A 24,987-nucleotide genomic window follows, 5' to 3' on the forward strand; every position below is an offset into this window, starting at 1 on the left:
GCGGCGAGCACCCGCCGGGCACTCCGACCCACCGCTCTAGGATCGCCCCATGAGCCTCGTCGACCTGCCGCTCCTCCCCCTCGGCAAGGGCCGCGACCTCGACGCCGAGCGAGGCGTGGAGTGTCCCGGCGACCTGCCAGCGGCGTCCGACCCCGATCTCGTCGCCCGGGCGCGTGCGGCCAAGGAGGCGCTCGGTGAGCGGGTCTTCGTCCTCGGCCACCACTACCAGCGCGACGAGGTCATCCAGTTCGCCGACGTCACCGGGGACTCCTTCAAGCTGGCCCGCGACGCGGCCGCTCGTCCCGACGCCGAGTTCATCGTCTTCTGCGGTGTCCACTTCATGGCCGAGTCCGCCGACATCCTCACCTCCCCCGCCCAGCAGGTCGTCCTCCCCGACCTCGCCGCCGGCTGCTCGATGGCCGACATGGCCCGCCTGCGCCAGGTCGAGGACGCGTGGGACGCGATGGCCGACGCGGGCATCCAGGACGCCGTGGTCCCGGTGACCTACATGAACTCCAGCGCGGACATCAAGGCGTTCTGCGGGCGCAACGGCGGCGTCGTCTGCACCTCGTCCAACGCCGACGTCGCGCTGGACTGGGCGTTCCAGCAGAAGGCGCACCTCGAGGGCGGGGCCAAGGTCCTCTTCCTGCCCGACCAGCACCTCGGCCGCAACACCGCGGTGCTCCAGATGGGCATCGGCCTCGACGAGTGCGTCGTGTGGGACCCCCTGCAGCCCGGGGGCGGCCTGACGGCGGACGAGCTGCAGCGGGCGCGGATGATCCTCTGGAAGGGCCACTGCTCCGTGCACGGCCGCTTCTCCGAGGACGTCGTCGACGAGCTGCGCGCCCAGCACCCCGGCATCCACGTGCTGGTCCACCCCGAGTGCAAGCACGAGGTGGTGCTCAAGGCCGACCTCGTCGGCTCCACTGAGTTCATCATCAAGACCATCGAGGCCGCCGAGCCCGGCACGGTGTGGGCCATCGGCACGGAGCTCAACCTGGTCAAGCGCCTCGCCGACGCCCACCCCGACAAGACGATCGTCTTCCTCGACCGCAACGTCTGCTACTGCTCGACGATGAACCGCATCGACCTCCCGCACCTCGTCTGGGCGCTCGAGAGCCTCGTCGCCGGCACCGCGGTCAACCGGGTCACGGTCGACCCCGACACCGAGGCAGACGCGCTCGTGGCGCTGCAGCGGATGCTCGACCTGCCCGGCAAGTCGCACCGCGACTGAGCGACCGGGTGGGGACGACCATGGCACGGCGGCGGATCTCCGACTCCGAGCGACGCAGCCGGATCGCCGTACGCCACGCGCTGGCGCCGGCGCACCGGCTTGCCGACGTCGCCGCGGTGACGCGTGCGATGACGGTCCTGCACGCGACCGAGGCGGCCACCGTGCACCTCGCGGTCGCCGCCCGCGCGGAGGGCCTCGAGCCCGAGGACGTCGACACCGAGCTGTACGACGCCCGGTCGGTGGTGAAGCAGCTCGCGATGCGACGGACCCTGTTCGTCTTCCCGCGCGACCTGCTGCCCGCGGCCTGGGGCAGCGCCTCGGCGCGGGTCGCGACGTCGGAGCGCAAGCGTGTCGCCAAGGCGATCGCGGCCGCCGGCATCGCGCCCGACGGCGAGGCCTGGCTCGACGCCGCCCGTGACGCGACCCTCGCGCGTCTGGCCGCGGGGCCGGCGACCACCGCCGAGCTGCGCGCGGAGGTCCCGGAGCTGGCCGGGTCGGTCGGCGGCACCTCCGACAAGCCGTGGGACCGACCGGTGCCGGTCGCCCCGTGGGTGCTCACCCACCTCGGGCTCGAGGGGAAGGTGCTCCGAGGCCGCAACGCCGGGCACTGGCGACTCAACAAGCCGACCTGGACGACCTCCGAGGACTGGTTGGGCGTCGTGCCCGAGCCCCTCGAGGAGGACGCCGGCTACGCCGAGCTGGTGCAGCGGTGGCTCGGGACCTTCGGTCCCGGCACCGCGGCCGACATCCAGTGGTGGCTGGGGTCGACCAAGACCGCCGTCACGCGCGCCCTGGCCGACCTCGGCGCCGTCGAGGTGGAGCTCGACGACGGGTCGACGGGCTGGGTCCACGCGTCCGACGAGGACACCGGACCGGTCGAGCCGTGGGCGGCGCTGCTGCCGGCGCTCGACCCCACGGTCATGGGCTGGAAGTCGCGCGACTTCTACCTCGACCCGGCCCACGTGCCGTACCTCTTCGACACCAACGGCAACGCCGGGACCACGGCCTGGTGGGACGGCCGCATCGTGGGGTGCTGGGTCCAGGACGACGAGGGAGTCGTGCGACTGTCGCTCCTCGAGGACGTCGGGCCGGACGGGCTCGCCGCGCTGGAGAACGAGGCACGACGGCTCACCGCCTGGCTCGACGGCACGGTCATCGGCAACGTCTACGCCTCGCGGCAGATGAAGCACGCCCGGCTGCCCTGACGCCCGGCCGTCAACCTCGGGACCGGCTCGGGGGTCGCTCAGGGATCGGCGCGGGGCAGCTCGAACCAGAACAGGGTCCCGCCGCCCTCGCGGTCCTCGACGCCCATCCGGCCGCCGTGGGCCTCGACGATCCGCCGACAGGTCGCCAGCCCGATGCCGGAGCCCTCGACCGTCTTGTCGAGGCGTGCCAGCGGCGCGAACACCCGCTCGCGCTTGTCGTCCGGGATCCCGCGGCCCCGGTCGCGGACCTCGACGCGGTGGTGGCCGTCGATCGGCACGGAGTCGACCTCGACGTCGGGCTGCTCCCCCGGGACGGTGAACTTCGCCGCGTTGTCGACCAGGTTCATCAGCACCGAACGCAGCTGTCCGGCGTCGCCGCGCACGAGCGGCAGCTCTCCCACGTCCACCTGCTCGCGGGCGATCCGCCCGGCGAGGTCGTCGAGCGCCGACCGCATCTCCGCGGCGAGGTCGACGACGTCGTCCCCCGGGGCCTGGCCCTGCTGCGCGAACTCCAGGAGGTTGTTGATGAGGTCGGTCATCCGGTCCACGCCGCGGCGCGCGCGGGCCAGGGTGTCGAGCAGGTCGGGCTCCTCGATGTCCAGCTCGAGCGTCTCGAGCGACAGCGAGATGGACGTCAGCGGGTTCTTGAGGTCGTGGCTGACCTGGCCGGCGAAGTGGGCGAGGCGTTCGTTGGACGTGCTGAGCCGGGCGTTGGCCTCGCTGAGGCGGCGCGAGGCGAGCTCGAGCTCGAGGACGTCCACGACGCGGTCGGCGAGCTGGGCCAGGCCGCGGGCCGCCTCGGGGGTCACCACGTGGGACCGCTCGTCGAAGACGCAGAGGGTGCCGATGGTGACGCCGGAGGGCGTCGTGAGCGGGTGGGAGCCGTAGTACCTCACGTTGGCGATCTCGCCCGTGGTCCACGGGTTGTCCGCGAACCGCAGGTCGTCGCCGGCGTCCTCCAGCATGATCGGCGCGCCGCTCTCCACCACGAGCCGGCACATCGCGTGGTCGATCGGCGAGTCCTCGCCCTGGAAGCCGGTCGTCGCGACCTGGTGCTGGGAGTGCGAGCCCAGCAGGTTGATCGCGGCGAAGGGCACGCCCGCGACCTGGGCGGCGAGCTGCACGAGGGAGTCGAGCTCGCGGCGCGGCGCCGCACCGAGGACGTCGTACGCCGCGATCGAGCGGTCGCGGGCCTCGCCGTCCTTCACAGGCCCGGGGCCTTCCAGACCGCCAGCCAGCGCTGCAGGTCCGGCTCCATGGGCAGCTCCTTCGTCAGCAGGTCACGCACGGACAGCTCGAGCAGCGTGTCGCGGGTCTGCTCACCGGTGGGCGCGAACGGGTAGAACGTGCCCTGCTTGTAGAGGTAGGTGAGCCCGAAGCGCTGCCCCGCGGCGTTCGCGAACGGGACCAGCGAGCACAGCAGCCCGGCGTCGAAACCGTTGAGCTCGAGCGTGGTGTTGACGGCGTGGAGGTCGGTGCACAGCCCCGACACGTCCTCCTTGTCACCGCTGACGACGAGCCATGAGAAGCCGAAGTCGTCCTGGGTCACCTCGACGTCGGGCGCCTCGGCGTCGTCCCGGATGAGCGCCAGCACGTCGGCCTGGGCCTGGGCGAAGGCCGCCCCGGCCGCCGCGCGGTAGCAGACCGACCCGGTGCCGGTGGGCTCGAACCCCAGCGAGGTCTGGAGCGTGATGGCCGCGCTCGGCACGAGGAAGAGCGCGTCGAGGTTGTTGCGCTTGGGCTGCGTCCGCGCGCGCATCGCCTCCCAGAGTCCCATCGCGTCCCCCTCAGCCGGTCGGCCGGCCGAGCTCGGCCTGGATGCGGGCGAGCTGCTCGAGCCGCCGCTCGAGGGGCGGGTGGGTGGCCATCAGGCCGCTGATCCCGCCGGCGAACGCCGGGACGATGCACAGCGCGCTGGCCGCGTTGGCCGTCCGCAGGTCCTTCGTCGGGATGGCGGCGGCGGACTCGCCGCTGATCTTCTGCAGCGCCGAGGCGAGGGCGGCCGGCTTCATCGTCAGGTAGGCCCCGGACCGGTCGGCGCACAGCTCGCGGTAGCGCGAGAGCACGCGCAGCATCACGAAGCTCACGGCGTAGACGAACAGGCTGACGAGGAGCACCACCAGGGCCACCGGGAGACCGCTGTTGTTGTTGCTGCGGGAGCGGCCCATGCCGCCGAACTGGGTGAAGCGCATCAGCAGCCCGGCCGCGATGCCGGCCGAGGAGGCGATCGTCATCACGAGCACGTCGCGGTGGGCGACGTGGCTCAGCTCGTGGGCCAGCACGGCCTCGAGCTCCTCGGCATCGAGGGTCTGCAGGATCCCCGTCGTCACGCAGACGACCGAGCGGTCGGGCGAGCGTCCGGTCGCGAAGGCGTTGGACACGGGCAGGTCCGACACACCGACCCGCGGCTTCGGCATGTCGGCGAGGGCGCAGAGCCGGTCGATCATGCCGTGCAGCTCGGGCGCCTCCTCCGGAGTCACCTCGCGGGCGCGCATCGCACGCATCGCGACCTTGTCGGAGCTCCACCACTGCCAGAAGGCGATGCCGATCGCGATGACCGTGACCATGACGGCCCCGCCGGCGCTGTTGACGTAGGAGATGACCAGCGCGACGAGGCCCACGAAGAGCGCCCCGAGCAGGAACATGGTGAGGGTCATCCGGGCGGTCAGCCCGGAGTCCTTGATGAAGCGTGAGGTGGCCATGGGGAAGGTCTGGCCGGCTCAGCCAGGGATGAGGCCGTCGTCGCCCAGGAGCTCACGGACCTCGTCGATCGTCGCGTCCGGCGGCGGCAGGATCAGGTCGGACTCGTCGAGCGAGTCGAGCTGGTGGTGCGATCCGTTCGCCCGCACGGCGGACAGCAGTCCGTGCAGGGCGGTGCGGAACATCGCCTCGTCGCCCGAGTCGACGGCCTGCTCGATCTGGTTGTCGAGGCCGTTCAGGGCGTCGAGCGCATGGTCGTCGAGGTCGTACTGACCCTCGCCGAGGATGCGGACGATCATGCGCGTCCGCCCTCGTTGCTCTCGCCCTCGGCGCGCACGGTCTCGGGCTGCTCGGCGAGGATGTCGCCGCCCTCGTCGCCGGACTCGATGGCCTGCGGGGTGGAGCCGGCCTTGAGCCGCGCGAGCTCGGCCTCGACGTCGGAGCTGGAGCTGAGGGCGTCGAGCTCACGGGAGATGTCGTCACCGGCGTTGAGCTGGGAGGCGTCGTCGAGGGCGCCGGAGGCGATCAGCTCGTCGATGGCCTGCCCGCGTGCCTGCATCTGGGCGGTCTTGTCCTCGGCACGCTGGATCGCGAGGCCGACGTCGCCCATCTCCTCGCCGATGCCCGACATCGCCTCACCGATGCGCGTCTGCGCCTCGGCGGCGGTGTAGGTGGCCTTGATGGTCTCCTTGCGGGTGCGGAACGCCTCGACTTTGGCCTGGAGGCGCTGCTGCGCCAGGACGAGCTTCTCCTCCTCGCCCTGGAGCGTGGCCTGCTGCTCCTTGAGGGCGGTGATCTGCGACGTGAGGCCGGACTTGCGGGTGAGGGCCTCGCGGGCGAGGTCCTCGCGGCCGGCACCGATGGCCTTCTCGGCCTGTCCCTGGAGCTTGGCCGCCTGCTGCTCGAGCTGGTTGACCTGGAGCTCGACGCGCTTGCGGCTGGTGGCCACGTCGGCGACACCGCGCCGGACCTTGGAGAGGAGCTCGAGCTGCCGCTGGTAGCTGTAGTCGAGGGTCTCGCGGGGGTCCTCCGCCTTGTCCAGGGCCTTGTTGGCCTTGGAGCGGAAGATCAGGCTGATGCGCTTCATGAGACTCATCGGGGTGGAGACCCTCTCTTGGTCATGCGGGGGTGGTGGCTGGGACGACTGGACTGACCTCCTCACCCTAGAACCAAACCCAAGGCGGAGGTAGGGCATCCCGCGACGCCGTCCCCGGCGGGTCGCGGCGATAGGCTGGTCCCACCATCCGTTCCGCCCCCGTCCGTCCCTCCCGAAGCCATGTGAAGGCAGCACGCGTGTTCCGTCGTACCAACTCCGAGCCGGAGACCCCCACCACCGAGACGAAGGCGGGCGGCAAGGGCCGGCCCACGCCGACGCGCAAGGAGGCCGAGGCCGCGGCCCGCGCCCGGGCCAAGGTGCCCCGCACGCGCAAGGAGCAGGCCGCCGCCCAGCGCGCCGCACGCGGCGACACGTCCCGCAAGATGCGCGAGGCGATGAAGACCGGCGACGAGAAGTACCTGCCGGCCCGCGACCGCGGTCCCGTGCGCCGCTTCATCCGCGACTTCGTGGACTCGCGCTTCTCGTTCATCGAGCTGATGGTCCCGCTGCTGATCGTGTCGATGGTGCTGGGCTACTCCGGCAGCCAGAGGATGGTCCAGCTCGGCAACACGGTCCTGTTCACCACCTTGGTGGTGATCGTCTTCGACATCGTGATGCTCCGCTTCCGCCTGCGTCGTGAGCTCGCCCGCCGGTTCCCCGGCGAGCCGACGAAGGGCACCACCCTCTACGCCGCGATGCGCTCCCTGCAGATGAAGTTCCTGCGCCTGCCCAAGGCGCGGGTCAAGATCGGCGAGAAGCTCCCCGAGACCTATCGATGAGCCCGCGCTGATGTCGCACAGCCACTCCCCGTCGGGCGGGGGCCCGAGCGCCGACGTGTCCGTACGGGTCGCGTGGGCCGACGACGCGTCCGCGATCGCCGCCGTCCAGGTCCGCGCGTGGCCCGAGCTCTACGCCGGCCTGCTGCCGGCCGAGGTGCTGCCGACCGACGTCGACGCCGTCGCCGACCAGTGGCGGCAGGCGCTCACCCGCCCCGCCGACGCCCGCAACCGGGTGCTCGTCGCCCTCGAGCGCAACCGGGTGGTGGGCTTCGCGCTGACCTCCCCCGCCGCCGATCCCGACTGCGACCCGGTCTCCGACGGCGAGCTGGCCGAGGTCACCCTCGACCCCAAGGAGCGCGCGAAGGGCCACGGATCCCGCCTGCTGCAGGCGGCGGTGGACACCCTGGCGGCGGACCGCTTCACGCGGGCCGTGACCTGGGTCAACGCCGGCGACGACGCGCTGCGGACCTTCCTCACCGAGGCCGGCTGGGCACCCGACACGGCCCACCGCGAGCTCGACCTCGACGGCACCGGCGCGACCACGGTCAAGCAGGTACGCCTCCACACCGCGATCGCCTGACGCCGCCGCGGTCGCGTGACCCGATCGGGGTAACTCACCCCTAGCGGCACTTGTTTTTCGTGTGACGCACGTCACCATGGAGTGACCGGCCGCCCGGCCGGCACACCACGGGGGTCCAGATGCTAGGTCCGCTTCCCGCTCTGCACAGGTACCTGCTCGTCCTCGCCGCACTCGTCGTCTGCGTCGGCATCGGCCTGTGGTTCGGTGCCGTGCCGGAGCTCCCGCTCAACCTGCGCCTCGGCCTCGTCGCGGGTGCCGCGGCCGGGGTCGGTGCGGCGTTCGTGCTCGTCCACGACTTCCACCACCAGCAGCAGGGACGCGCCGCGCGCGCACGCCGTCGGCCCTGAGCTCGGCCCTGAGCGTCGGACCTTGAGCGTCGGCCCTTGGGCGTCGGGCCCTGGGCGTCGGCCCCTGGACGGAACGACGGGTCGGTCCGCGCGATGACCTAGCCTCGGGTCGTGTCCGATGCTGCCCTCAGTCCCGCTGAGCGCTCGGCGATCGTCCGCGACAGCCTGGCCGTGGGCGTGGCCACCGGGGCGTACGGCTTCGGGTTCGGCGCCGTGTCGGTCGCCTCCGGCCTGAGCATCGCCCAGACGTGCGTCCTGTCGCTGCTGATGTTCACCGGCGCCAGCCAGTTCGCCCTGGTCGGGGTCGTGGCCGCGGGCGGTGCCCCCGTGTCCGGCGCGGCGACGGCCCTGCTCCTCGGCACCCGCAACACCCTCTACGGCCTGCGGATGGCGCCGCTGCTGCGCTGGCGTGGCTGGCGACGGGTGGCGGCCGCCCACGTGCTGATCGACGAGTCGACGGCGATGGGAGTCACCCGCGAGACCACCGAGGGCACCCGCCTCGGCTTCCTGACGACCGGCGTCTCGGTCTTCGTCCTGTGGAACCTCGCCACCGCCGTCGGCGCGGTCGCCGGCGACGCCGTCGGGGACCCCCGCACGTTCGGCCTCGATGCCGCCGTCGGCGCCGCGTTCCTCGCCCTGCTGTGGCCGCGGCTGCGCGACCGGCGCAACGTCCTCGTCGCGGTCCTCGCAGCGGCCGTCGCGCTCGCGGCGGTGCCGGTCACCCCCGCCGGCGTACCCGTCCTGGCGGCCGGCGGCGTGGCCCTGCTCGTCGGGATCCTCGGCAAGCGGCACGACCCCACCGAGATCCCCGGGCGCGACGACGTGGCAGGGAGGCACCCCTGATGTGGACCGCCGTGCTGCTCGCCGGCGTCGGCTGCTACCTGCTCAAGCTGGCCGGCCTCTCGCTGCCGGAGCGGGTGCTCGCGCACCCCACGGTCGAGCGGGTCGCCGACCTGATCCCCGTCGCACTGCTGGCGGCGCTGGTCGCCGTGCAGGTGTTCTCGTCCGGCCCGGAGCTGCGCGTCGACGCCCGCGTCCTCGGCCTCGGCTTCGCGGTCGTCGCCCTGCTGCTCCGCATGCCGTTCCTCGTCGTGGTCGTCGGGGCGGCCGTCGTGGCGGCCGGGGCCCGTCTCGTCTGACCCCGGCACGCGCAGGACTCAGCCGACCGAGACGGCGCTCCACGCGGCGGCCACGGCACCGTGCTGCGCCGAGCCGGCGCCGTACAGGTCGCGCGCCGCGTCCAGCGTGGCGGTGCGCGCGCCGGCGTACGTCGTGCCGGACGTCATGTAGACCGTCAGCGCGCGGTACCAGATCCTCGCCGCGGCGTCGCGGCCGATGCCGGTGACCGACGAGCCGTTGCAGGTCGTCGAGCTGTGCGTCACGCCGCCGATCGTCTTCGCGCCGCTGCCCTCGGCGAGCAGGTAGAAGAAGTGGTTGCCGATGCCGGAGGAGTAGTGCACGTCGACGTCCTTGGCGCTGCTGCTCCAGCAGTCGAGCGAGCTGCCGTCGGCCGACGGGCGGTCCATCCGGCGGAACCCGGCGTGCTGCTTGAGGTCGAACTCCTCGCCGATGAGGTAGTCCGCCGGGTCGTTGGCGTTGGCGGCGTGGAACTCGACGAGGGTCCCGAAGATGTCCGAGGTCGCCTCGTTGAGGCCGCCCGACTCACCGGAGTAGGTGAGGTTCGCGGAGTTCTCGGTGACGCCGTGGGTCATCTCGTGGCCGGCGACGTCGAGGGAGACCAGCGGGCCGAAGTCGACGCCGTCGCCGTCGCCGTAGGTCATCTTGCTGCCGTCCCAGAACGCGTTGACGTAGCCGTTGCCGTAGTGGACCCGGTTGAAGGAGCCGCGCCCGTCGTCCCAGATGCCGTTGCGCCCGTGCACGGCCTTGAAGTAGTCCCAGGTGACGTTGGAGCCGTACTGGGCGTCGGCGCCGGCGCTCGACCGGTTGCTCGCCTGGCCGTTGCCGAAGGTCGTCGACGTCGAGGTGAAGGTCGTCCCCGCCGAGCACCCGGCACCGAAGATCTGGCAGAAGATCGAGTCCTCGGCGTTCTTCATGTCAGTGGTGTAGGTCCCGCCGCGCGTCGCGTCCTCGAGCCTGTACGACGAGCCCGACCCGCTGACCTGCAGCGGGACCGTGCCGCTGTAGAGCGTCTGGCCCTGGCCGTCGACGTTGACCACCTGCTGCTCGCTGCGGATGACCTCGCCGGTGCGGGCGTCGACGTAGGTCGCCAGGCGTGAGGGAGTGCCGTCGGCCTGGGTGCCGCCGGTGACGACCTCCCACGCGAGCCGCGGCGTCGCCCCGGTGGCGTCGACGACGAGCTCGCGGGCCTCGGCGCGGTCGTCCCCGCGGACCGCTGCGGTGCGGGCGTTGCGCGCGAGGACGGTGCGGGTGGCGGTCGCCTTCGCGAGCGTGGCGTCCGTGTCGACCGTCAGGGGGGCGTCCAGCGTCTGGCTGACGCCGTCCCAGCCGCCCGCTGCGTCACGGTGGACGACGAGGTCGCCGCCGACGACCCGGAGGCCGTCCAGGGTGCGGTCGAACCGCACGTGCGTGCTGCCGTCGGGGTCGACGAGCGTGGAGCCGGCGACGAAGGCCTGGCCGTCCGCGCTGCGCGCCGCACCCGGGTGCCGCTGGAGGGCGGCGAGGGCGCCCTGGACGACGTCGGCCCTGCCCGCGGCGGGCGCTCCCTGGGCCGTCGAGGCGGTGGTCAGCGGCAGCGCCGCCGCGGTGGCGGCGATGGCGAGCGCGGCGAGTCCTGCAGTTCTGCGCATGGTGGAGCCTTCCGAGAGGTGAGCCGGGCACCCGAGCGGTCCCGACACCACGCCAACGAGAGGTCGCGACGCCGGGTTACGCCCCGCCCGGGTGCCGGAGACCCCCGCGGGCCGGACTCAGATGTCGAGGAAGGCGTCGAGCCCGATGGTGAGGCCGGGGTGGTCGCCGATCGCGCGGATGCCGGCGAGCACGCCGGGCGTGAAGGAGACCCGGTCGAGGGAGTCGTGGCGGATCGTCAGCGTCTCCCCCGCCGTGCCGAGGACGACCTCCTGGTGCGCCACCAGGCCGCGCACGCGCAGGCCGTGCACCCGCACGCCGTCGACGTCCGCGCCGCGCGCACCCTCGAGGCCGGTGGAGGTCGCGTCGGGCATCGGTGCGCTGCCGGCCTCGCGGCGCGCCGCGGCGATCATCTCCGCCGTGCGACGGGCGGTGCCGGACGGCGCGTCGGCCTTGTCGGGGTGGTGCAGCTCGACCACCTCGACCGACTCGAAGAACGGGGCGGCCTGCGCGGCGAAGCGCATCATCAAGATCGCGCCGATCGAGAAGTTGGGGGCGATGAGGACGCCCACACCGGGCGCGTCGGCGAGCCAGGCGTCGAGCTGGTCGAGGCGGGGCTGGTCGAACCCGGTCGTGCCCACGACCGCGTGGATGCCGTGCTCGATGCAGTAGCGCAGGTTGTCCATCACCACGTCGGGGTGGGTGAAGTCCACGACCACCTCGGCACCGGCGCGCGCGAGCTCCTCGACGTCGTCGCCGGCGTCGACCGAGGCCACCAGGTCGGTGTCGTCGGCGGCCTCCACGGCACGACAGACCTCCGACCCGACCTTGCCGCGGGCGCCCAGCACACCCACCCGGAACCGTTCCCGGACCTGTGCCTCGTCTCCTGTGCTCACGGGCCCCACCGTATCGGCCGAGACGCTCGGCGAGTGGCGGTGGCTGACTCGCGAACACCCGTCTGGCAGGCTGTGGGCCATGCCTGCCCCGACCATCCCGCCGCGCATCAAGTGGGCCGTCGACCTCATGGACGTCCAGCCGGCCGACCAGGTCCTCGAGATCGGGTGCGGCCCCGGCGCCGGCGCCGAGGCGATCTGCGCCAAGCTGGAGACCGGCAAGCTCTTCGCGATCGACCGCTCCGAGTCGGGCGTCGACCGCACCAAGCGCCGCAACCAGAAGTACGTCGACGCCGGCCGGCTCGTCGTACGCCAGATCGACCTCGCCACGCTCCGCGTCCCGGTCAAGCGCCTCAACAAGGTCTTCGCCTTCAACGTCAACCTGTTCTGGGTGCGGGCCTGCGACGACGAGATCGCCCTCCTCCACGAGCGGGTCGTCCCCGGCGGCGCTGTCTACCTCTTCTACGAGGCCGCCCGCCCCGAGCTGGTGCCCAACATCGTGAAGAAGGCCTCCGAGAACCTCCTCCGCGGCGGGTTCCGGGTCAGCGTGGTGGAGCAGAAGGCTCCCCCGGTCATCGGCATCATCGCCAAGCGCTGAGCGCTACTTCGCCGGGCCCACGACCGCGAGCAGCTCGGGCTGGGTGAAGAGCTCCTTGGCGAGGGTGGCCACGTCCTCGGTGGTGACGGCCTCGATGCGCTCGACGACCTCGTCGATCGTGAGCAGGTCGTCGTGGACCAGCTCGGCCTTGCCGATGCGCGACATCCGCGAGCCGGAGTCCTCGAGGCCGAGCACGAGCCCGCCCTTGAGCTGGCCCTTGCCACGCTCGACCTCCTCGTCGGTCAGGCCCTCGGCCGCGACCTTGGCGAGCTCGGCACGCACGGTCTCGAGCACGGCGTCGTACTTGCCGGGCAGGCAGCCGACGGAGACGCCCACGACACCGGCGTCGGCGTGGTGGGTGGCGAAGGAGTAGACGGAGTACGCCAGGCCGCGCAGCTCGCGCACCTCCTGGAACATCCGCGACGAGGTGCCGCCGCCCAGGGCGGTGTTGAGCACGCCGAGGGTGTAGCGGCGGGGGTCGGTGCGGGTCAGTCCCTTGACCCCGAGGACGAGGTTGACCTGCTCCTGCGGGCGGATGGTGCGCGCCTCGCCGGGGTTCACCTTGCGGGCGCGCTCGGACTGGGACAACGGGGTCGGCTCGGCCTCGCCCTCGAGGAAGCCGCCGCGGCCGAAGGCCTGCCGCACCTGGCGGACGACGGTGGCGTGGTCGACGTTGCCGGCGACGGACACGACCATGTTGGCGGGGCGGTAGTGGCGCCGGTAGAAGCGCTGGATCTGGGCGCGGGTCATCGCGGTGATCGAGGCCTCCGTGCCCGCGATCGGACGACCGAGCGGGGTCTCGCCCCATGCCTGCAGGGCGAAGAGGTTGTGCACCACGTCGTCCGGGTCGTCGTCGTGCATCGCGATCTCGTCGAGGATGACGTCGCGCTCGGCCTCGACGTCGGCCTCGGTGAGGGTGGAGGCGGTGACCATGTCACCGAGCACGTCGACCGCCGTGCCGAGGTCCTCGTCGAGGACCCGCGCGTGGTAGACGGTGTACTCCTTGGTGGTGAAGGCGTTGAACTCGCCACCGACCGCGTCGAGCGCCACGGAGATGTCCATCGCGGTGCGCTCGGGGGTGCCCTTGAAGAGCAGGTGCTCGAGGAAGTGCGAGCAACCGTGCAGGGTGGGCGTCTCGTCGCGGGAGCCCACCGCGACCCACACGCCGATGCTCGCCGAGCGGGTGCCGGCCATCTGCTCGGTGACGATGCGCATGCCGCTGGGCAGGACCGTGCGCCGTACGCGCGAGGTGACCGCGCCGTCGGCGTCCTTCACGGTGTGGAGGGTGCGGGTGGTGCCGTTCTTCTGCACGGGGGTCCTTCCGGGGCGGAGCGGGGCGGAGCAGGGGTGAAGCGCCACGACCGGCCGGCCAGACGGCCGACCGGTCGTGGGTGGAGCAGGAGCCGTCAGGTCACTCGGCGTCGACGGCCTCGGGGGCGTCGGCGGACTCCTCGGAGCCGGCCTCGTCCTCCTCGACGACGGGGACGAGCGACAGCTTGCCGCGGTCGTCGATCTCGGCGATCTTGACCTGGACCTTCTGGCCGACGGCCAGGACGTCCTCGACGGCCTCGACGCGCTTGCCGCCGGCCAGGGCGCGGAGCTTGCTGATGTGCAGCAGGCCGTCCTTGCCGGGCATCAGCGAGACGAACGCACCGAAGTTGGTCGTCTTCACGACGGTGCCGAGGTAGCGCTCGCCGACCTCGGGCATCGTCGGGTTGGCGATCGCGTTGACCGCGGCCTTGGCGGCCTCGGCCGCCTCGCCGTTGGTCGCGCCGATGTAGACCGTGCCGTCGTCCTCGATGGACAGCGTCGCGCCCGTGTCGTCCTGGATCTGGTTGATGACCTTGCCCTTGGGACCGATCACCTCGCCGATCTTGTCGACCGGCACGCGGACGGTGATGATGCGCGGCGCGTGGACCGACATCTCCTCAGGAGCGTCGATGGCCTCGGCCATCACGTCGAGGATCGCCAGGCGCGCGTCGCGGGCCTGGGTCAGCGCCGCCGCCAGCACCTCGGCAGGGATGCCGTCGAGCTTGGTGTCGAGCTGCAGCGCGGTGACGAACTCACGGGTGCCGGCGACCTTGAAGTCCATGTCGCCGAACGCGTCCTCGGCACCGAGGATGTCGGTCAGCGCGACGTACTGCGTCTCGCCGTCGACCTCGTCGGAGATCAGGCCCATCGCGATGCCGGCGACGGAGGCCTTGAGCGGCACACCGGCCTGCAGCAGCGACAGGGTCGAGGCGCAGACCGAGCCCATCGAGGTGGAGCCGTTGGAGCCCATGGCCTCGGAGAGCTGGCGGATCGCGTAGGGGAACTCCTCGCGGGAGGGCAGGACCGGCAGGAGGGCGCGACGCGCCAGTGCGCCGTGGCCGACCTCGCGACGCTTGGGCGAGCCCACGCGGCCGGTCTCGCCGGTGGAGAACGGCGGGAAGACGTACTTGTGCATGTAGCGGCGGTACTTCTCCGGGGACAGCGTGTCGAGCTGCTGCTCGAGCTTGAGCATGTTGAGCGTGGTGACACCGAGGATCTGGGTCTCGCCGCGCTCGAACAGTGCGGAGCCGTGCACGCGCGGGATCACGTTGACCTCGGCGTGCAGCGGGCGGATGTCGGCGAGGCCGCGGCCGTCGATGCGGACCTTGTCGCGCAGCACCCGCTGGCGGACCAGCTGCTTGGTGAGCGAGCGGAACGCGGCACCGATCTCCTTCTCGCGACCCTCGAACTGGCCGGAGAGCTTCTCGAGGAGGCCGGTCTTGATCTCGTCGACCTTGAGCTCGCGCTCCTGCTTGTCGCCGATGGTCATCGCGGCGGCGGTGTCGTCCTTGGCGGCCGACTCGACGGCGGCGTAGACGTCGTCCTCGTAGTCGAGGAAGACCGGGAAGTCCTGGACCGGCTTGGCGGCCTCGGCCGCGAGCTGCGACTGCGCCTCGCACAGCTGCTTGATGAAGGGCTTGGCGGCGTCGAGGCCACCGGCCACGACCTCCTCCGTCGGCGCCTGGGCGCCGCCCTGGACGAGCGCGATGGTGTCCTCGGGCGCCTCGGCCTCGACCATCATGATGGCGACGTCGCCGGACTCGGTGACCCGACCCGCGACGACCATGTCGAAGACGGCCGACTCGAGCTGGGAGTGGGACGGGAAGGCGACCCACTGGCCGTCGATGAGGGCGACGCGGACGCCGCCGACGGGGCCGGAGAAGGGGAGGCCGGAGAGCTGGGTCGACAGCGACGCGGCGTTGATGGCCAGCACGTCGTAGGGCTGGTCGGGGTCGAGCGCCATGACGGTGATGACGACCTGGACCTCGTTGCGCAGGCCCTTCTTGAAGGTCGGGCGCAGCGGGCGGTCGATGAGGCGGCAGGTGAGGATCGCGTCCTCGCCCGGGCGACCCTCGGAGCGGAAGAAGGAACCGGGGATCTGGCCCACGGCGTACATCCGCTCCTCGACGTCGATCGTCAGGGGGAAGAAGTCGAAGTGGTCCTTGGGCGTCTTGCCGGCGGTCGTCGCCGACAGCAGCATGGTCTCGTCGTCGAGGTAGGCCGTGACGGAGCCGGCGGCCTGACGGGCCAGCAGGCCGGTCTCGAACTTGACGGTGCGCTTGCCGAACTTGCCGTTGTCGAGGACGGTCTCGACAGCGGAGATGATGGGTTCACTCATGGAAGCAGGATCCTGCTTTCTCTTCGCGGAGCGATCCGCGGCGTCCACCCCTCATGTGATGGACCATCGAAGGTCCCGCGGGGCCGGTCTTCGATCGAGGCCCGCAGATCGGGCAGCCGTGGGGCTGCGGATCTGAAGGCCACTACCGAGGACCGGGCGACGAGGCGGGTCGCTCCTGTTGGGTGTTGTTTCAGTTGTGCCGGGTCGACACTAGCGCGGCGCGGCCCGGATGTGAGAGGAGCGGCTCCCCGTGGCGGGGAGCCGCTCCTTCGCTCAGCGGCGGAGGCCGAGGCGCTCGACGATGGAGCGGTAGCGCTCGATCTCCGTCTTCTGCAGGTAGTTGAGCAGGCGGCGGCGCTGGCCGACCAGGAGCAGCAGGCCACGACGGCTGTGGTGGTCGTGCTTGTGCTCCTTGAGGTGCTCGGTGAGGTGCGAGATGCGGTGGCTGAGCAGCGCGATCTGGACCTCGGGGGAACCGGTGTCACCCTCGGTCAGGGCGTACTCGGCGATGATCTTCTTCTTGGTCTCCGCGTCGGTACCAATCGACATGGGGGCTCCTTCGGTTCTCGTTGCGCGGCGCGCCCGGGCCTGTTCACCGGGGCACTCTGGTTCCGCGGCCGTCATGACGGCGTGTCGCCCTGCTGGGCAACCGGCTGAGCGTACCAACGAGGCGGTCGGCTCCTCCAATCCGCGCGCGGACGCGCAGGGGCCCCCGCCGTGCGTCGGCGGGGGCCCCGGTCACGCGGACCTCGAGCGGCTCAGACGGCCGGCGGGGGCGGCGGGTCGGACTCAGTGGTCCGCTGCGTCGACGCCTGGCGGCCCTGCGCGTCGGTGGTGGTGGCGGTCGTGGTGTGGCGCCGCTTGGTGTTCTGCTGGATCACCGTGAGCACCAGCCACAGCACTCCGGCCAGGACGAGGATCCATCCCAGGGTGGTGACCTCGAGGGGACCCACCTGCTGCTGGTTGAACGCCAGCGCGAGGATCAGTCCCACGACGATCAGGCCGATCGGCCCTCCGAAACCCATGACGTGCTCCGTTTCTGTTGGTGGATGCTGCCCGGCGACCGTATGGCCAGGACCGGGCCCGGCAGAGTCTGGCGCGCGGGTCGCTCCGGTGTCATCCCCCTGCGGGGGGTGCGACGTGCGACGATCGATCGCATGGAGAAGCGGATCGGCGTCTGCAACCTGTGCGAGGCGATCTGCGGCCTCGAGCTGACGATCGAGGGACGTGACGTCGTCGGCGTGCGCGGCAACCGGGCCGACCCCCTGTCCCGCGGGCACGTCTGCCCCAAGGGGGTGGCGATCGCCGACGTGTACGCCGATCCCGACCGGCTGCGGCGCCCGGTGCGGCGCGTCGGCGAGGGTGCCGACGCGCGGTGGCAGGAGATCGGCTGGGACGAGGCGTTCGACCTGGTCGCCGACAACCTCGCCCGCGTGATCAACGAGCACGGCGACGACGCGCTCGGCGTCTACCTCGGCAACCCCAACGCCCACAGCCTCGGGTCGATGACCCACGGCACCGCGATGTTCAAGTCGTTCCGCACGAGGAACCGCTTCTCCGCCACCTCGGTCGACCAGCTCCCCCACCAGCTCGTCGCCCACCTCGTCTTCGGCCACCAGCTCTTCCTGCCGATCCCCGACATCGACCGGACGTCGTGGTTCCTCGTGGTCGGGGGCAACCCGATGGCCTCGAACGGCTCGTTGATGACGGTGCCCGACTTCCCCCAGCGCCTGCGCGACCTCCACGCGCGCGGCGGGAGGATGGTCGTCCTCGACCCGCGTCGCACCGAGACCGCCAAGGTGGCCGACGAGCACCACTTCGTCCGGCCGGGCACCGACGCGTGGGTGCTGCTCGCCATGCTGCACGTCCTCACGGCCGAGGCCTCCCCCGAGACCGCGCCCACCGTGGCGTCGTACGTCGACGGGCTCGACACCGTGGTCGAGCTGGTGGCCGACTTCACCCCCGAGCGGGCGGAGGCCTTCAGCGGGCTGCCGGCGGCGGAGATCCGTCGGCTCGCGCGCGAGCTGGCGGCGGCCGACGCCGGCGTCGTCTACAGCCGGATCGGCGTCTCGGCCGGCCCGTGGGGGACGGTCTGCCAGTGGGCCGTCACCTGCCTGAACGTGCTCACTGGGAACCTCGACCGCCCGGGCGGGGCGATGTTCACCACCCCGGCGATCGACGCGGTGGGCACCGGGCTGATCGGGCGCGGGCACCACGACGCCTGGCGCTCGCGCGTCCGCGGGCTGCCGGAGACCGCGGGCGAGCTGCCCGTGGCGGCCCTGCGCGAGGAGATCGAGACGCCCGGGGAGGGCCAGGTCCGGGCGCTGCTCACCGTCGCCGGCAACCCGGTGCTGTCGACGCCCGACGGGGCGCGGCTCGACGGGGCGCTGCGCGCCCTCGACTTCATGGCTGCCGTGGACATCTACGTCAACGAGACCACGCGGCACGCCGACGTGATCCTGCCGCCCACCACGGCCCTCGAGCGCGACCACTACGACGTGGTGTTCCACCTGCTCGCGGTGCGCAACACGGCCCGGTTCACCCCCGCGGTGTTCGACAAGGAGGCCGACCAGCGCCACGACTGGCAGATCTTCCGCGAGGTCACGCTGCGGACGGCCGCGCGCCTGGACCGCAAGCCGCCGCTCAAGAAGCGGCTGGTCCGACGGGCCCGGCTGACCGCGAGCCCGACCTTCCTCGTCGGGCAGCTGCTGCGCCGCGGGTCGAGCGGCGTCACCCTGGCCAAGCTCCGCAAGCGACCGGCGGGCATCGACCTGGGTCCGCTCCGCGGCGGCCAGCTGCCGGCGCGGCTCCCGGCCCGCAGCAAGCGCGTCGACCTGGCGCCCGCCCTCGTGGTCGAGGACGTGGCCCGGCTCGCCGCCGTCGGGGCCCCGGCGGGCGACGAGCTGGTCCTCATCGGCCGGCGCCACCAGCGCGACTGCAACTCCTGGATGCACAACTCCGAGCGGCTCACCCGCGGCCGGCCGCGCCACCAGCTGCTGATGAACCCCGACGACCTGGCACAGCGTGCGATCGAGGACGGCTCGCGAGTCCGGGTCACCTCACGCGTCGGGTCGGTCGAGGTCGAGGTGGCCGCCTCCGACGACCTGATGCCGGGGGTGGTCTCGCTTCCCCACGGCTACGGGCACGCCGGTGACGGCGTCCTGATGTCCCGCAGCCGCGAGGTGCCGGGCGTCTCGGTCAACGACCTGACGGACCCCGAGCTGCTCGACGTGTCGGGCAACGCCGCGCTCAACGGCGTACCCGTCGCGGTCACCGCCTGCTGAGGTCGGCCGGGGGCGTCAGGCGCTGACGTCGCCCAGGACGGCGAGCACGTCGTCCGGGGTCTGCGCCGCGTCGAGCGCCGCGATGCTGGCGTCGTCGGTGAAGGCACCGGCGAGCGCCTGCAGCACGGTCAGGTGGTCGTCGCCCGCGCCGGCGATGCCGACGACGTAGCGGGCCGGGCTGCCCTTCCAGTCGATCGGCTCGTCGTAGCGGACGAACGAGATCGCGGTGTGGCGGATCAGCGCCTTCGCCTCGTTGGTGCCGTGCGGGATGGCGAGGCCGTTGCCCATGAACGTCGAGACCGAGGTCTCGCGCTCGTGCATGGCGTCGACGTAGGCCTCGTCGACCGCACCGCTCGCGACCAGCAGCCGGCCGGCCTCGGTGATCGCTGCGTCCCTGTCCGTGGCCCGGCCGCCGAGGACGATGGCCTCCCTGCTCAGTACGTCGCTCATCTGGCGTCTCTCTTCCTCGCAGTGTCGGTGGGTGGGAAATCAGGGGTGGAGCCATGAGACCACACGCCCGCGTCGGCGGGTGGTCACCGAAGGTCGGGCCCGGCCCCCACGGGGGGAGGGCCGGGCTCGACCGCCCGGAGAGTCCTGACGCCGGGCGTCAGGTGCCGTTGTTCTCGCGGACCAGCTCCACGATCTCGTCGTAGCGCGGGCTGGCCATGAAGTTGTCGACCGAGACGTGCTCGGCGGACGGTGTCTTCTGGCGGGCCCGGTCGGTGAGGTCCTGGTGGCTCACCACGAGGTCGTAGCTGTCGTCGAGGTTCGCGATCGCCTTGTTGACGACCGTCACCTCCGGGTGTCCGGCGTCCTGGATCTTCTTGCGGAGCACCGAGGCCCCCATGGCCGAGGACCCCATGCCGGCGTCGCAGGCGAACACGATGTTGCGGATCTCGCGGGTCGCGGTCGCCGTGGCCGTGGCGGCACCACCGGTCAGGGCACTGGCGACCGACGACTTCTTGCCCTTGTTGGCCTCCATCTGGGCGGTCGCCGCGGTGAGGTCGCCCTCGTCGTCGGACTTGTCCATCTTCAGCAGCACCGACGCCACGAGGAGCGTGACGGCCGCGGCGCCGAAGACACCGAGGGTGACACCCAGGTAGTCACCCCTGGCCGTCTGGGCGTACACGGCGAAGATCGAGCCGGGGGCGGCGGGCGCCCGGAGGCCGACGTCGAACCCCACGTTGATCGCGACGCCGGTCATGCCGCCGGCGATCATGGCGAGGATCAGGCGCGGCTTCATCAGCACGTAGGGGAAGTAGATCTCGTGGATGCCGCCGAAGAACTGGATGATCGCGGCACCCGGGGCGGTCGCCTTCGGCACTCCCCGGCCGAAGAACGAGTACGCCAGCAGCAGGCCGAGGCCCGGTCCGGGGTTCGCCTCCAGCAGGAACAGCACCGACTTGCCGGTGTCCGCGGCCTCGGCGAGACCCAGCGGGGTCAGCACGCCGTGGTTGATGGCGTTGTTGAGGAAGAAGACCTTGGCGGGCTCGATGACGATCGAGGTGAGCGGCAGGAGGCTGTTGTCCACCAGCCACTCGACCGCGTTGCCCAGGACCTCCATGACCTCGTTGACCACGGGGGCGACGACGTAGAACCCCAGGAGCGCCATCACGAAGGCCAGGATCCCGGCCGAGAACATGTTGACGAGCATCTCGAAGCCGGCCTTGACCTTGCCGTCCCAGATGGCGTCGAGCCGCTTCATGACGTAGGCCGACAGGGGGCCGAGGATCATCGCGCCGATGAACATGTGCACCTGGCCGAGCGGCGGGTCGCCGGCCGGGAGGTCGGCGTTGAAGTTGGCCACCAGCAGGTCGGACCCCGCGATCGCACCCATCACCGCGAAGCCACCGACCACGGCACCGCGGTCGCCGTAGACCATGCGGCCGCCCGTCGCGGCGATGAGGATGGGCAGGGCGTAGTGGATGATCGGGCCGACCATCGTGGCGAGGTCAGCGTTCGGCAGCCAGCCGACGTCGATGACCAGGGCAGTGAGCAGTCCCCACGCGATCAGTGCCGGGATGTTGGGCATGATCATGTTGGAGAGGAACGTGCCGAACTTCTGCACGCGCACCCGAGCACCGGAGCCGGTGGGGGCCTGGAATTCAATGGCCATGCTGATGTCCTCCAGTCGAACGCGGGGGTGAGCCCCGTCACATGATGTCGCGATTAAACCTCACGTTCGGGCATGTTGCCAAGCATTCGGGCATGATTTGTGCCCGACCTTGTGGCTTTGTCTGCTAGCCGCCCAGCTGGCTGTCGAAGAGAGCCCGCTCGACGTCGCCGTTCCACGTGCCTCCGGGGCCCAGCTTCGCGGCGACCTCCGGGAGGCTCTCCCCCAGCTCGTCGAGCCCCATGAGGGGCAGGTCGTGGATCTGGGGGAAGATCAGCACCTTCCCGGAGTAGCTCCCGTCGACCAGTGCCTGGAGGCCGTCCTTGGCCGCCCGCATGCCGCCGACGGCACCCACGATGGATCCCGGCGAGAGCGCACCCTGGTCGGCCAGGTCCACGACCTGCTGCTGGTCGTGGATGGTCAGTCCCGACGTCCCGGTGTACTGCGCGTTGTCCAGGTAGACCGCGCTCAGGTTCATCGGCGCCATCGTGCCGTTGGGGACACCGGCGAAGAAGACCAGCATGCCGTCGGACCGCATCAGGGTGTCGGCCTCGGCCATCACCGCGGCGATGGGGACGCTGACCACCACGTCGTCGGCCCCCCGGCCGTCGGTGAGCTCCATGACGAAGTCGCGGAGGGACCGGTCGGCGGTCTGGGAGTTGAAGGTGATCAGCTCGCAGCCGTTGCTCTCCGCCAGGTGGGCCAGCCGGTCCTCGAGAGCCTTCAGGCGTTCGTCGCTCACCTCCGTGGCGACGATCCTGCGGGGGCCGTCCGGCTGCTGGATGGCGCGCTGCACGTGCATCAGCCCCATGGGGCCGCCGGCGCCCACGAAGACGGTCGTGCCCCCGGAGCGCAGGTCGCAGCGGTTGCGCGCCTCGCCGTAGGAGGCGGCGATGTCCGGTCCCCGGCCGCCGATGTAGGCGGTGTAGTCGTAGTGCAGCCGGCCCACGTCGGTGTCCACCAGGCCGTCCAGCTCGGTCTCGCCGACCAGGTTGAGGGTGCCACGCCGGGCGATGCGGGTGGCCACGGCGCCCACCGTCGCCGCGGAGCGGGGGTCGAGCATGACGATGTCGTCGAAGCCGGCGCCCCCGGTCAGCTCGTCCACCAGCGCCTGGTGGTCATCGGTGCCGAGGCCGTCGCGCACGACCGTCGTGGCGGACGTGGCCTCCACCAGCCTCGCCACGGAGTCGGGGACGTCGGTCAGGACGATGGTGGCCGGCGCGTCCAGGCCGGCGGAGAAGGCGTACTCCCGCTCGTCGCCGGGCCGGCCGACGATCCACATCGTCCCGCCGGACCTGGGCTCGAGGCGGCGACGCTGCGTGTAGGCAGCCATCACGCACCCCCACGGCTCCAGCGTCGAGGCCTCGGCGTACCCCATCGTGTCGGGGAGGGGCAGCAGGCAGGCACCGTCGTCGGTGTCGAGCATCTCGGTGCCCATCAGGTGGTACTGGATCAGCCCGCCGGGGATGGTGTAGCCGTACGCCGTGCTCTTGCCGTCCTGGTAGATGTCGGGCTGCACGGCCAACCGCTGGCCGGGGTGGTAGCGGTCCTTGAGGTGGTCGCCGACCTCGATGACGGTGAGGCTCACCTCGTGCCCCAGCCGGGTGGGCTCCTTGGCCAGGTCACGGTTGTAGAGCTTCGGGTGGCTGCCGCCCTGGCGCATGATCTTCACGTCGGAGAAGCAGAGGCCCACGCTGTCGATGCGGACCAGCATGTGGTCGGCGTCGGGCCTGGGGACCGGGACCAGCTCGGGCTGGCCGTCCCGGCCCATGTTCTCCTCGCCCGCGCCCCACAGGTGCCAGGCCCACGCCTCGTCCGGCAGGTCGAGGTCGGCCGCCCGGTAGCGGTCATACGCTGATGTCATGCTTCCTCCGTCTCGGGTTGGATGGAGCCTCCGAGGACATCACCAGCGCCGCGGGCCGGAGACAGGTCTCCCGGGGCCGGTCCCGCCCGACAGGGGCGAGGAGTTCGTCGGCTCAGTGCCCGAGCAGCTCGCGGACAGCGGCACGGGCGGCCATCGGGTCGGGGGCGCCGAGCGCGGCCTCGGCCGCCGCCTCGCACGTCTCGAAGGTGACCCTGCCGAGCTGGGCGCCCACCGGCCGTACGGCGCGTGCGGCCATGGAGAGCGAGGTGATGCCCATCCCGATCAGCGCCGTCGCGAGCAGCGGGTCGGCGGCCGCCTCGCCGCAGACCCCCACCGGCTTGCCGGCCTCGGTGCCGGCGTGGGCGGTGATCGCGATCAGCTGCAGCACCGCCGGCTGCCAGGGGTCGGTGAGGTGGGCGAGGTCGGTGGCCATCCGGTCGGCGGCCATGGCGTACTGGGTGAGGTCGTTGGTGCCGATGGAGAGGAAGTCGACGACCTCGAGCATCCGGTGCGCGAGCAGGGCCGCGCTGGGGATCTCGACCATCACGCCGGCCTTGAGCCCGCGGGCGCGGACCTTGGCGGAGAAGTCCGCGGCCTCGGCGACGGTCGCGACCATGGGCGCCATCACCCACGTCTCGGTGCCGGTGCGCTCGGCCGCCGCGGCGATGCCGTCGAGCTGGCGCTCCATCAGGCCGGGGTTGTCGAAGCTCAGCCGGAGGCCGCGGACGCCCAGGGCGGGGTTCTCCTCGCCCTGGTGGGTGGCGAAGGCGATGGGCTTGTCGGACCCGGCGTCGAGGGTGCGGACGACGACGTAGCGCCCGTCGGAGTAGGGCGCGAGGACCCTGGCGTAGATGTCGGCCTGCTCCTCGACGCTGGGCTCCTCCTTGCGGTCGAGGAAGCACAGCTCGGTGCGGAACAGGCCGACGCCCTGCACGGGCTCGCCGCCTGCGGACTCCGCGCTGGCACCGTCGGCGACGTTGGCGAGCAGCTTGACCGGCATCCCGTCCGACGTCGACGCCGGACCGCTCCAGCTCGCGAGCTCCTCGCGCAGCCGGTGGCTCTCCTCGACCCGCGAGCGCGCCTCGTCGGGATCGGTGCCCTGCTCGATGGTGCCGGTCTCGCCGTCCACGACCACGAACGTCCCGGCCGGGAGCTCCATGACGCCGGCTGCCCCGACCACGCACGGGATGCCGAGCTGGCGGGCGATGATCGCCGTGTGGCTGGTGGCGCCGCCGCGCTCGGTGACGAGCGCCGTGACCAGCTCGGGGTCGAGGCCGGAGGTGTCGCTCGGGGCCAGGTCCTCGGCCACCAGGATCGACGGCTCGCTCGGGGTCGGCACCCCGGGAGCGGGCTCGCCCACGAGGTGCGCCACCACGCGTCGCTCGATGTCGCGGAGGTCGGTGACGCGCTCGGCCATCAGGCCGCCCATGTTGGTGAAGATGGTGACGAACTGCTCGACCGCACCCTGCACCGCGGCGACCGGACCCTGCCCGGCCTGGAGGTTCTTCGCCACGCCGGAGCGCAGGCCCTTGTCCCGGGCCAGCCCGGCGCTCGCGGTCAGCACCTCGGCCGCCGCGCCCTGGGCGGAGGCCGCCTTGCTGGTGAACGTGTCGGCCACGGCGGCGACCGCCTCGTCGTACGCCCCCAGCGCGGCGTCGGCGTCGGGGAAGTCGCCGTCCCCGAAGCGTGCGATCGCGTCCGGCGAGACCTCGCCGCGCACGTGGAGGACAGGTCCGGCGGCGACTCCCGGGACGACCGGGGTCCCGCTGAGCGTGGTCGCGGATGACTCGGCGGATGTGGTCATGGACACACCGTAGAACACCCGGTTGTTGACAAGCAACACATTCGGGACTAAAACAACACATACACAGATCGCCGG

At 71.8% G+C, this 24,987-nt stretch carries 24 protein-coding genes; 9 read left to right on the forward strand and 15 right to left on the reverse strand.

The features are described 5' to 3' along the window. The first annotated feature begins 49 nt into the window (after positions 1-49). Positions 50-1,234: a quinolinate synthase NadA gene (gene nadA, locus NYO98_RS14950; RefSeq protein WP_268112536.1), complete on the forward strand. Its 1,185-nt coding sequence runs from the start codon at positions 50-52 to the stop codon at positions 1,232-1,234. A gap of 20 nt (positions 1,235-1,254) precedes the next feature. Then, entirely contained in the window at positions 1,255-2,439 is a 1,185-nt protein-coding gene (locus tag NYO98_RS14955; RefSeq protein ID WP_268112537.1) for a winged helix DNA-binding domain-containing protein, read from the forward strand. Positions 2,440-2,477: 38 nt separating this feature from the next. Here the strand turns inward: NYO98_RS14955 and NYO98_RS14960 are convergent, their stop codons facing one another. From NYO98_RS14960 to NYO98_RS14980, 5 genes are read right to left on the reverse strand one after another with little or no spacing between them, the layout of a single operon-like run. Continuing rightward, entirely contained in the window at positions 2,478-3,647 is a 1,170-nt protein-coding gene (locus tag NYO98_RS14960; RefSeq protein WP_268112538.1) for a sensor histidine kinase, read from the reverse strand. Continuing rightward, on the reverse strand, positions 3,644-4,216 hold the full coding sequence (gene pspAB / locus NYO98_RS14965) for a PspA-associated protein PspAB (protein ID WP_268112539.1): 573 nt from the start codon (positions 4,214-4,216) through the stop codon (positions 3,644-3,646). The genes NYO98_RS14960 and pspAB overlap by 4 nt, the downstream gene beginning before the upstream one ends. 10 nt (positions 4,217-4,226) lie before the next feature. Further along, complete coding sequence (htpX, locus tag NYO98_RS14970) at positions 4,227-5,141, reverse strand: zinc metalloprotease HtpX (RefSeq protein ID WP_268112540.1); 915 nt, start codon at positions 5,139-5,141, stop codon at positions 4,227-4,229. 18 nt (positions 5,142-5,159) lie between these two features. After that, positions 5,160-5,438 (reverse strand): PspA-associated protein PspAA, encoded by a 279-nt coding sequence (gene pspAA / locus NYO98_RS14975; RefSeq protein ID WP_268112541.1) that lies wholly within the window; start codon positions 5,436-5,438, stop codon positions 5,160-5,162. Then, the gene (locus NYO98_RS14980) at positions 5,435-6,235 is read right to left on the reverse strand and encodes a PspA/IM30 family protein (protein WP_268112542.1); all 801 of its coding nucleotides are present in this window, start codon (positions 6,233-6,235) and stop codon (positions 5,435-5,437) included. The genes pspAA and NYO98_RS14980 overlap by 4 nt, the downstream gene beginning before the upstream one ends. Positions 6,236-6,432: 197 nt before the next feature. Here NYO98_RS14980 and NYO98_RS14985 point away from each other — a divergent pair, with 197 nt between their 5' ends. The 5 genes from NYO98_RS14985 to NYO98_RS15005 all read left to right on the forward strand — a co-directional run bounded on the left by NYO98_RS14985 (position 6,433) and on the right by NYO98_RS15005 (position 9,080). Beyond that, positions 6,433-7,014, forward strand: a complete 582-nt coding sequence (locus tag NYO98_RS14985; protein ID WP_268112543.1) for a DUF3043 domain-containing protein — start codon at positions 6,433-6,435, stop codon at positions 7,012-7,014. A gap of 10 nt (positions 7,015-7,024) precedes the next feature. After that, the gene (locus NYO98_RS14990) at positions 7,025-7,594 is read left to right on the forward strand and encodes a GNAT family N-acetyltransferase (RefSeq protein WP_268112544.1); all 570 of its coding nucleotides are present in this window, start codon (positions 7,025-7,027) and stop codon (positions 7,592-7,594) included. A 119-nt stretch (positions 7,595-7,713) separates the two neighbouring features. Beyond that, on the forward strand, positions 7,714-7,941 hold the full coding sequence (locus NYO98_RS14995; RefSeq protein WP_268112545.1) for a hypothetical protein: 228 nt from the start codon (positions 7,714-7,716) through the stop codon (positions 7,939-7,941). Positions 7,942-8,052: 111 nt separating this feature from the next. Continuing rightward, a complete protein-coding gene (locus tag NYO98_RS15000) occupies positions 8,053-8,784 on the forward strand; it encodes an AzlC family ABC transporter permease (RefSeq protein WP_268112546.1) in 732 nt (243 codons plus the stop codon). Beyond that, positions 8,784-9,080, forward strand: coding sequence for an AzlD domain-containing protein (locus tag NYO98_RS15005; protein ID WP_268112547.1), 297 nt, complete (start codon positions 8,784-8,786; stop codon positions 9,078-9,080). Before NYO98_RS15000 ends, NYO98_RS15005 begins: the two co-directional genes overlap by 1 nt. 18 nt (positions 9,081-9,098) lie before the next feature. Here NYO98_RS15005 and NYO98_RS15010 read toward each other — a convergent pair whose 3' ends face one another. Both NYO98_RS15010 and dapB read right to left on the reverse strand, forming a co-directional pair. Then, entirely contained in the window at positions 9,099-10,709 is a 1,611-nt protein-coding gene (locus tag NYO98_RS15010; RefSeq protein WP_268112548.1) for a M4 family metallopeptidase, read from the reverse strand. A gap of 117 nt (positions 10,710-10,826) precedes the next feature. Then, on the reverse strand, positions 10,827-11,603 hold the full coding sequence (dapB, locus tag NYO98_RS15015) for a 4-hydroxy-tetrahydrodipicolinate reductase (RefSeq protein WP_268112549.1): 777 nt from the start codon (positions 11,601-11,603) through the stop codon (positions 10,827-10,829). A gap of 79 nt (positions 11,604-11,682) precedes the next feature. Between dapB and NYO98_RS15020 the strand changes: the two genes are divergently transcribed. Continuing rightward, the gene (locus NYO98_RS15020; RefSeq protein WP_268112550.1) at positions 11,683-12,198 is read left to right on the forward strand and encodes a class I SAM-dependent methyltransferase; all 516 of its coding nucleotides are present in this window, start codon (positions 11,683-11,685) and stop codon (positions 12,196-12,198) included. Positions 12,199-12,201: 3 nt separating this feature from the next. On the opposite strand, the gene NYO98_RS15025 is transcribed toward NYO98_RS15020, so the two are convergent. The 4 genes from NYO98_RS15025 to NYO98_RS15040 all read right to left on the reverse strand — a co-directional run bounded on the left by NYO98_RS15025 (position 12,202) and on the right by NYO98_RS15040 (position 16,872). Continuing rightward, complete coding sequence (locus NYO98_RS15025) at positions 12,202-13,509, reverse strand: M16 family metallopeptidase (protein WP_268112551.1); 1,308 nt, start codon at positions 13,507-13,509, stop codon at positions 12,202-12,204. 100 nt (positions 13,510-13,609) lie between these two features. Further along, a complete protein-coding gene (locus tag NYO98_RS15030; protein WP_268112552.1) occupies positions 13,610-15,847 on the reverse strand; it encodes a polyribonucleotide nucleotidyltransferase in 2,238 nt (745 codons plus the stop codon). 273 nt (positions 15,848-16,120) lie between these two features. After that, the gene (gene rpsO / locus NYO98_RS15035; protein ID WP_268112553.1) at positions 16,121-16,396 is read right to left on the reverse strand and encodes a 30S ribosomal protein S15; all 276 of its coding nucleotides are present in this window, start codon (positions 16,394-16,396) and stop codon (positions 16,121-16,123) included. 209 nt (positions 16,397-16,605) lie between these two features. After that, positions 16,606-16,872: a DUF6458 family protein gene (locus NYO98_RS15040; protein WP_268112554.1), complete on the reverse strand. Its 267-nt coding sequence runs from the start codon at positions 16,870-16,872 to the stop codon at positions 16,606-16,608. A gap of 132 nt (positions 16,873-17,004) precedes the next feature. On the opposite strand from NYO98_RS15040, the gene NYO98_RS15045 reads away from it, so the two are divergent. Beyond that, positions 17,005-19,131: a molybdopterin-dependent oxidoreductase gene (locus NYO98_RS15045; protein ID WP_268112555.1), complete on the forward strand. Its 2,127-nt coding sequence runs from the start codon at positions 17,005-17,007 to the stop codon at positions 19,129-19,131. Between the two features lie 15 nt (positions 19,132-19,146). Here the strand turns inward: NYO98_RS15045 and NYO98_RS15050 are convergent, their stop codons facing one another. The 4 genes from NYO98_RS15050 to ptsP all read right to left on the reverse strand — a co-directional run bounded on the left by NYO98_RS15050 (position 19,147) and on the right by ptsP (position 24,912). Beyond that, positions 19,147-19,581: a PTS sugar transporter subunit IIA gene (locus tag NYO98_RS15050; protein ID WP_268112556.1), complete on the reverse strand. Its 435-nt coding sequence runs from the start codon at positions 19,579-19,581 to the stop codon at positions 19,147-19,149. A gap of 157 nt (positions 19,582-19,738) precedes the next feature. Further along, entirely contained in the window at positions 19,739-21,247 is a 1,509-nt protein-coding gene (locus tag NYO98_RS15055; protein ID WP_268112557.1) for a PTS mannitol transporter subunit IICB, read from the reverse strand. A gap of 124 nt (positions 21,248-21,371) precedes the next feature. Continuing rightward, positions 21,372-23,108, reverse strand: coding sequence for a zinc-binding dehydrogenase (locus tag NYO98_RS15060; protein ID WP_268112558.1), 1,737 nt, complete (start codon positions 23,106-23,108; stop codon positions 21,372-21,374). Positions 23,109-23,220: 112 nt separating this feature from the next. Continuing rightward, entirely contained in the window at positions 23,221-24,912 is a 1,692-nt protein-coding gene (ptsP, locus tag NYO98_RS15065) for a phosphoenolpyruvate--protein phosphotransferase (protein WP_268112559.1), read from the reverse strand. Positions 24,913-24,987: the final 75 nt, after the last annotated feature.

The sequence above is a fragment of the Nocardioides pini genome (assembly GCF_026712185.1).
GTDB classification, from domain to species: Bacteria; Actinomycetota; Actinomycetes; order Propionibacteriales; family Nocardioidaceae; genus Nocardioides; species Nocardioides pini.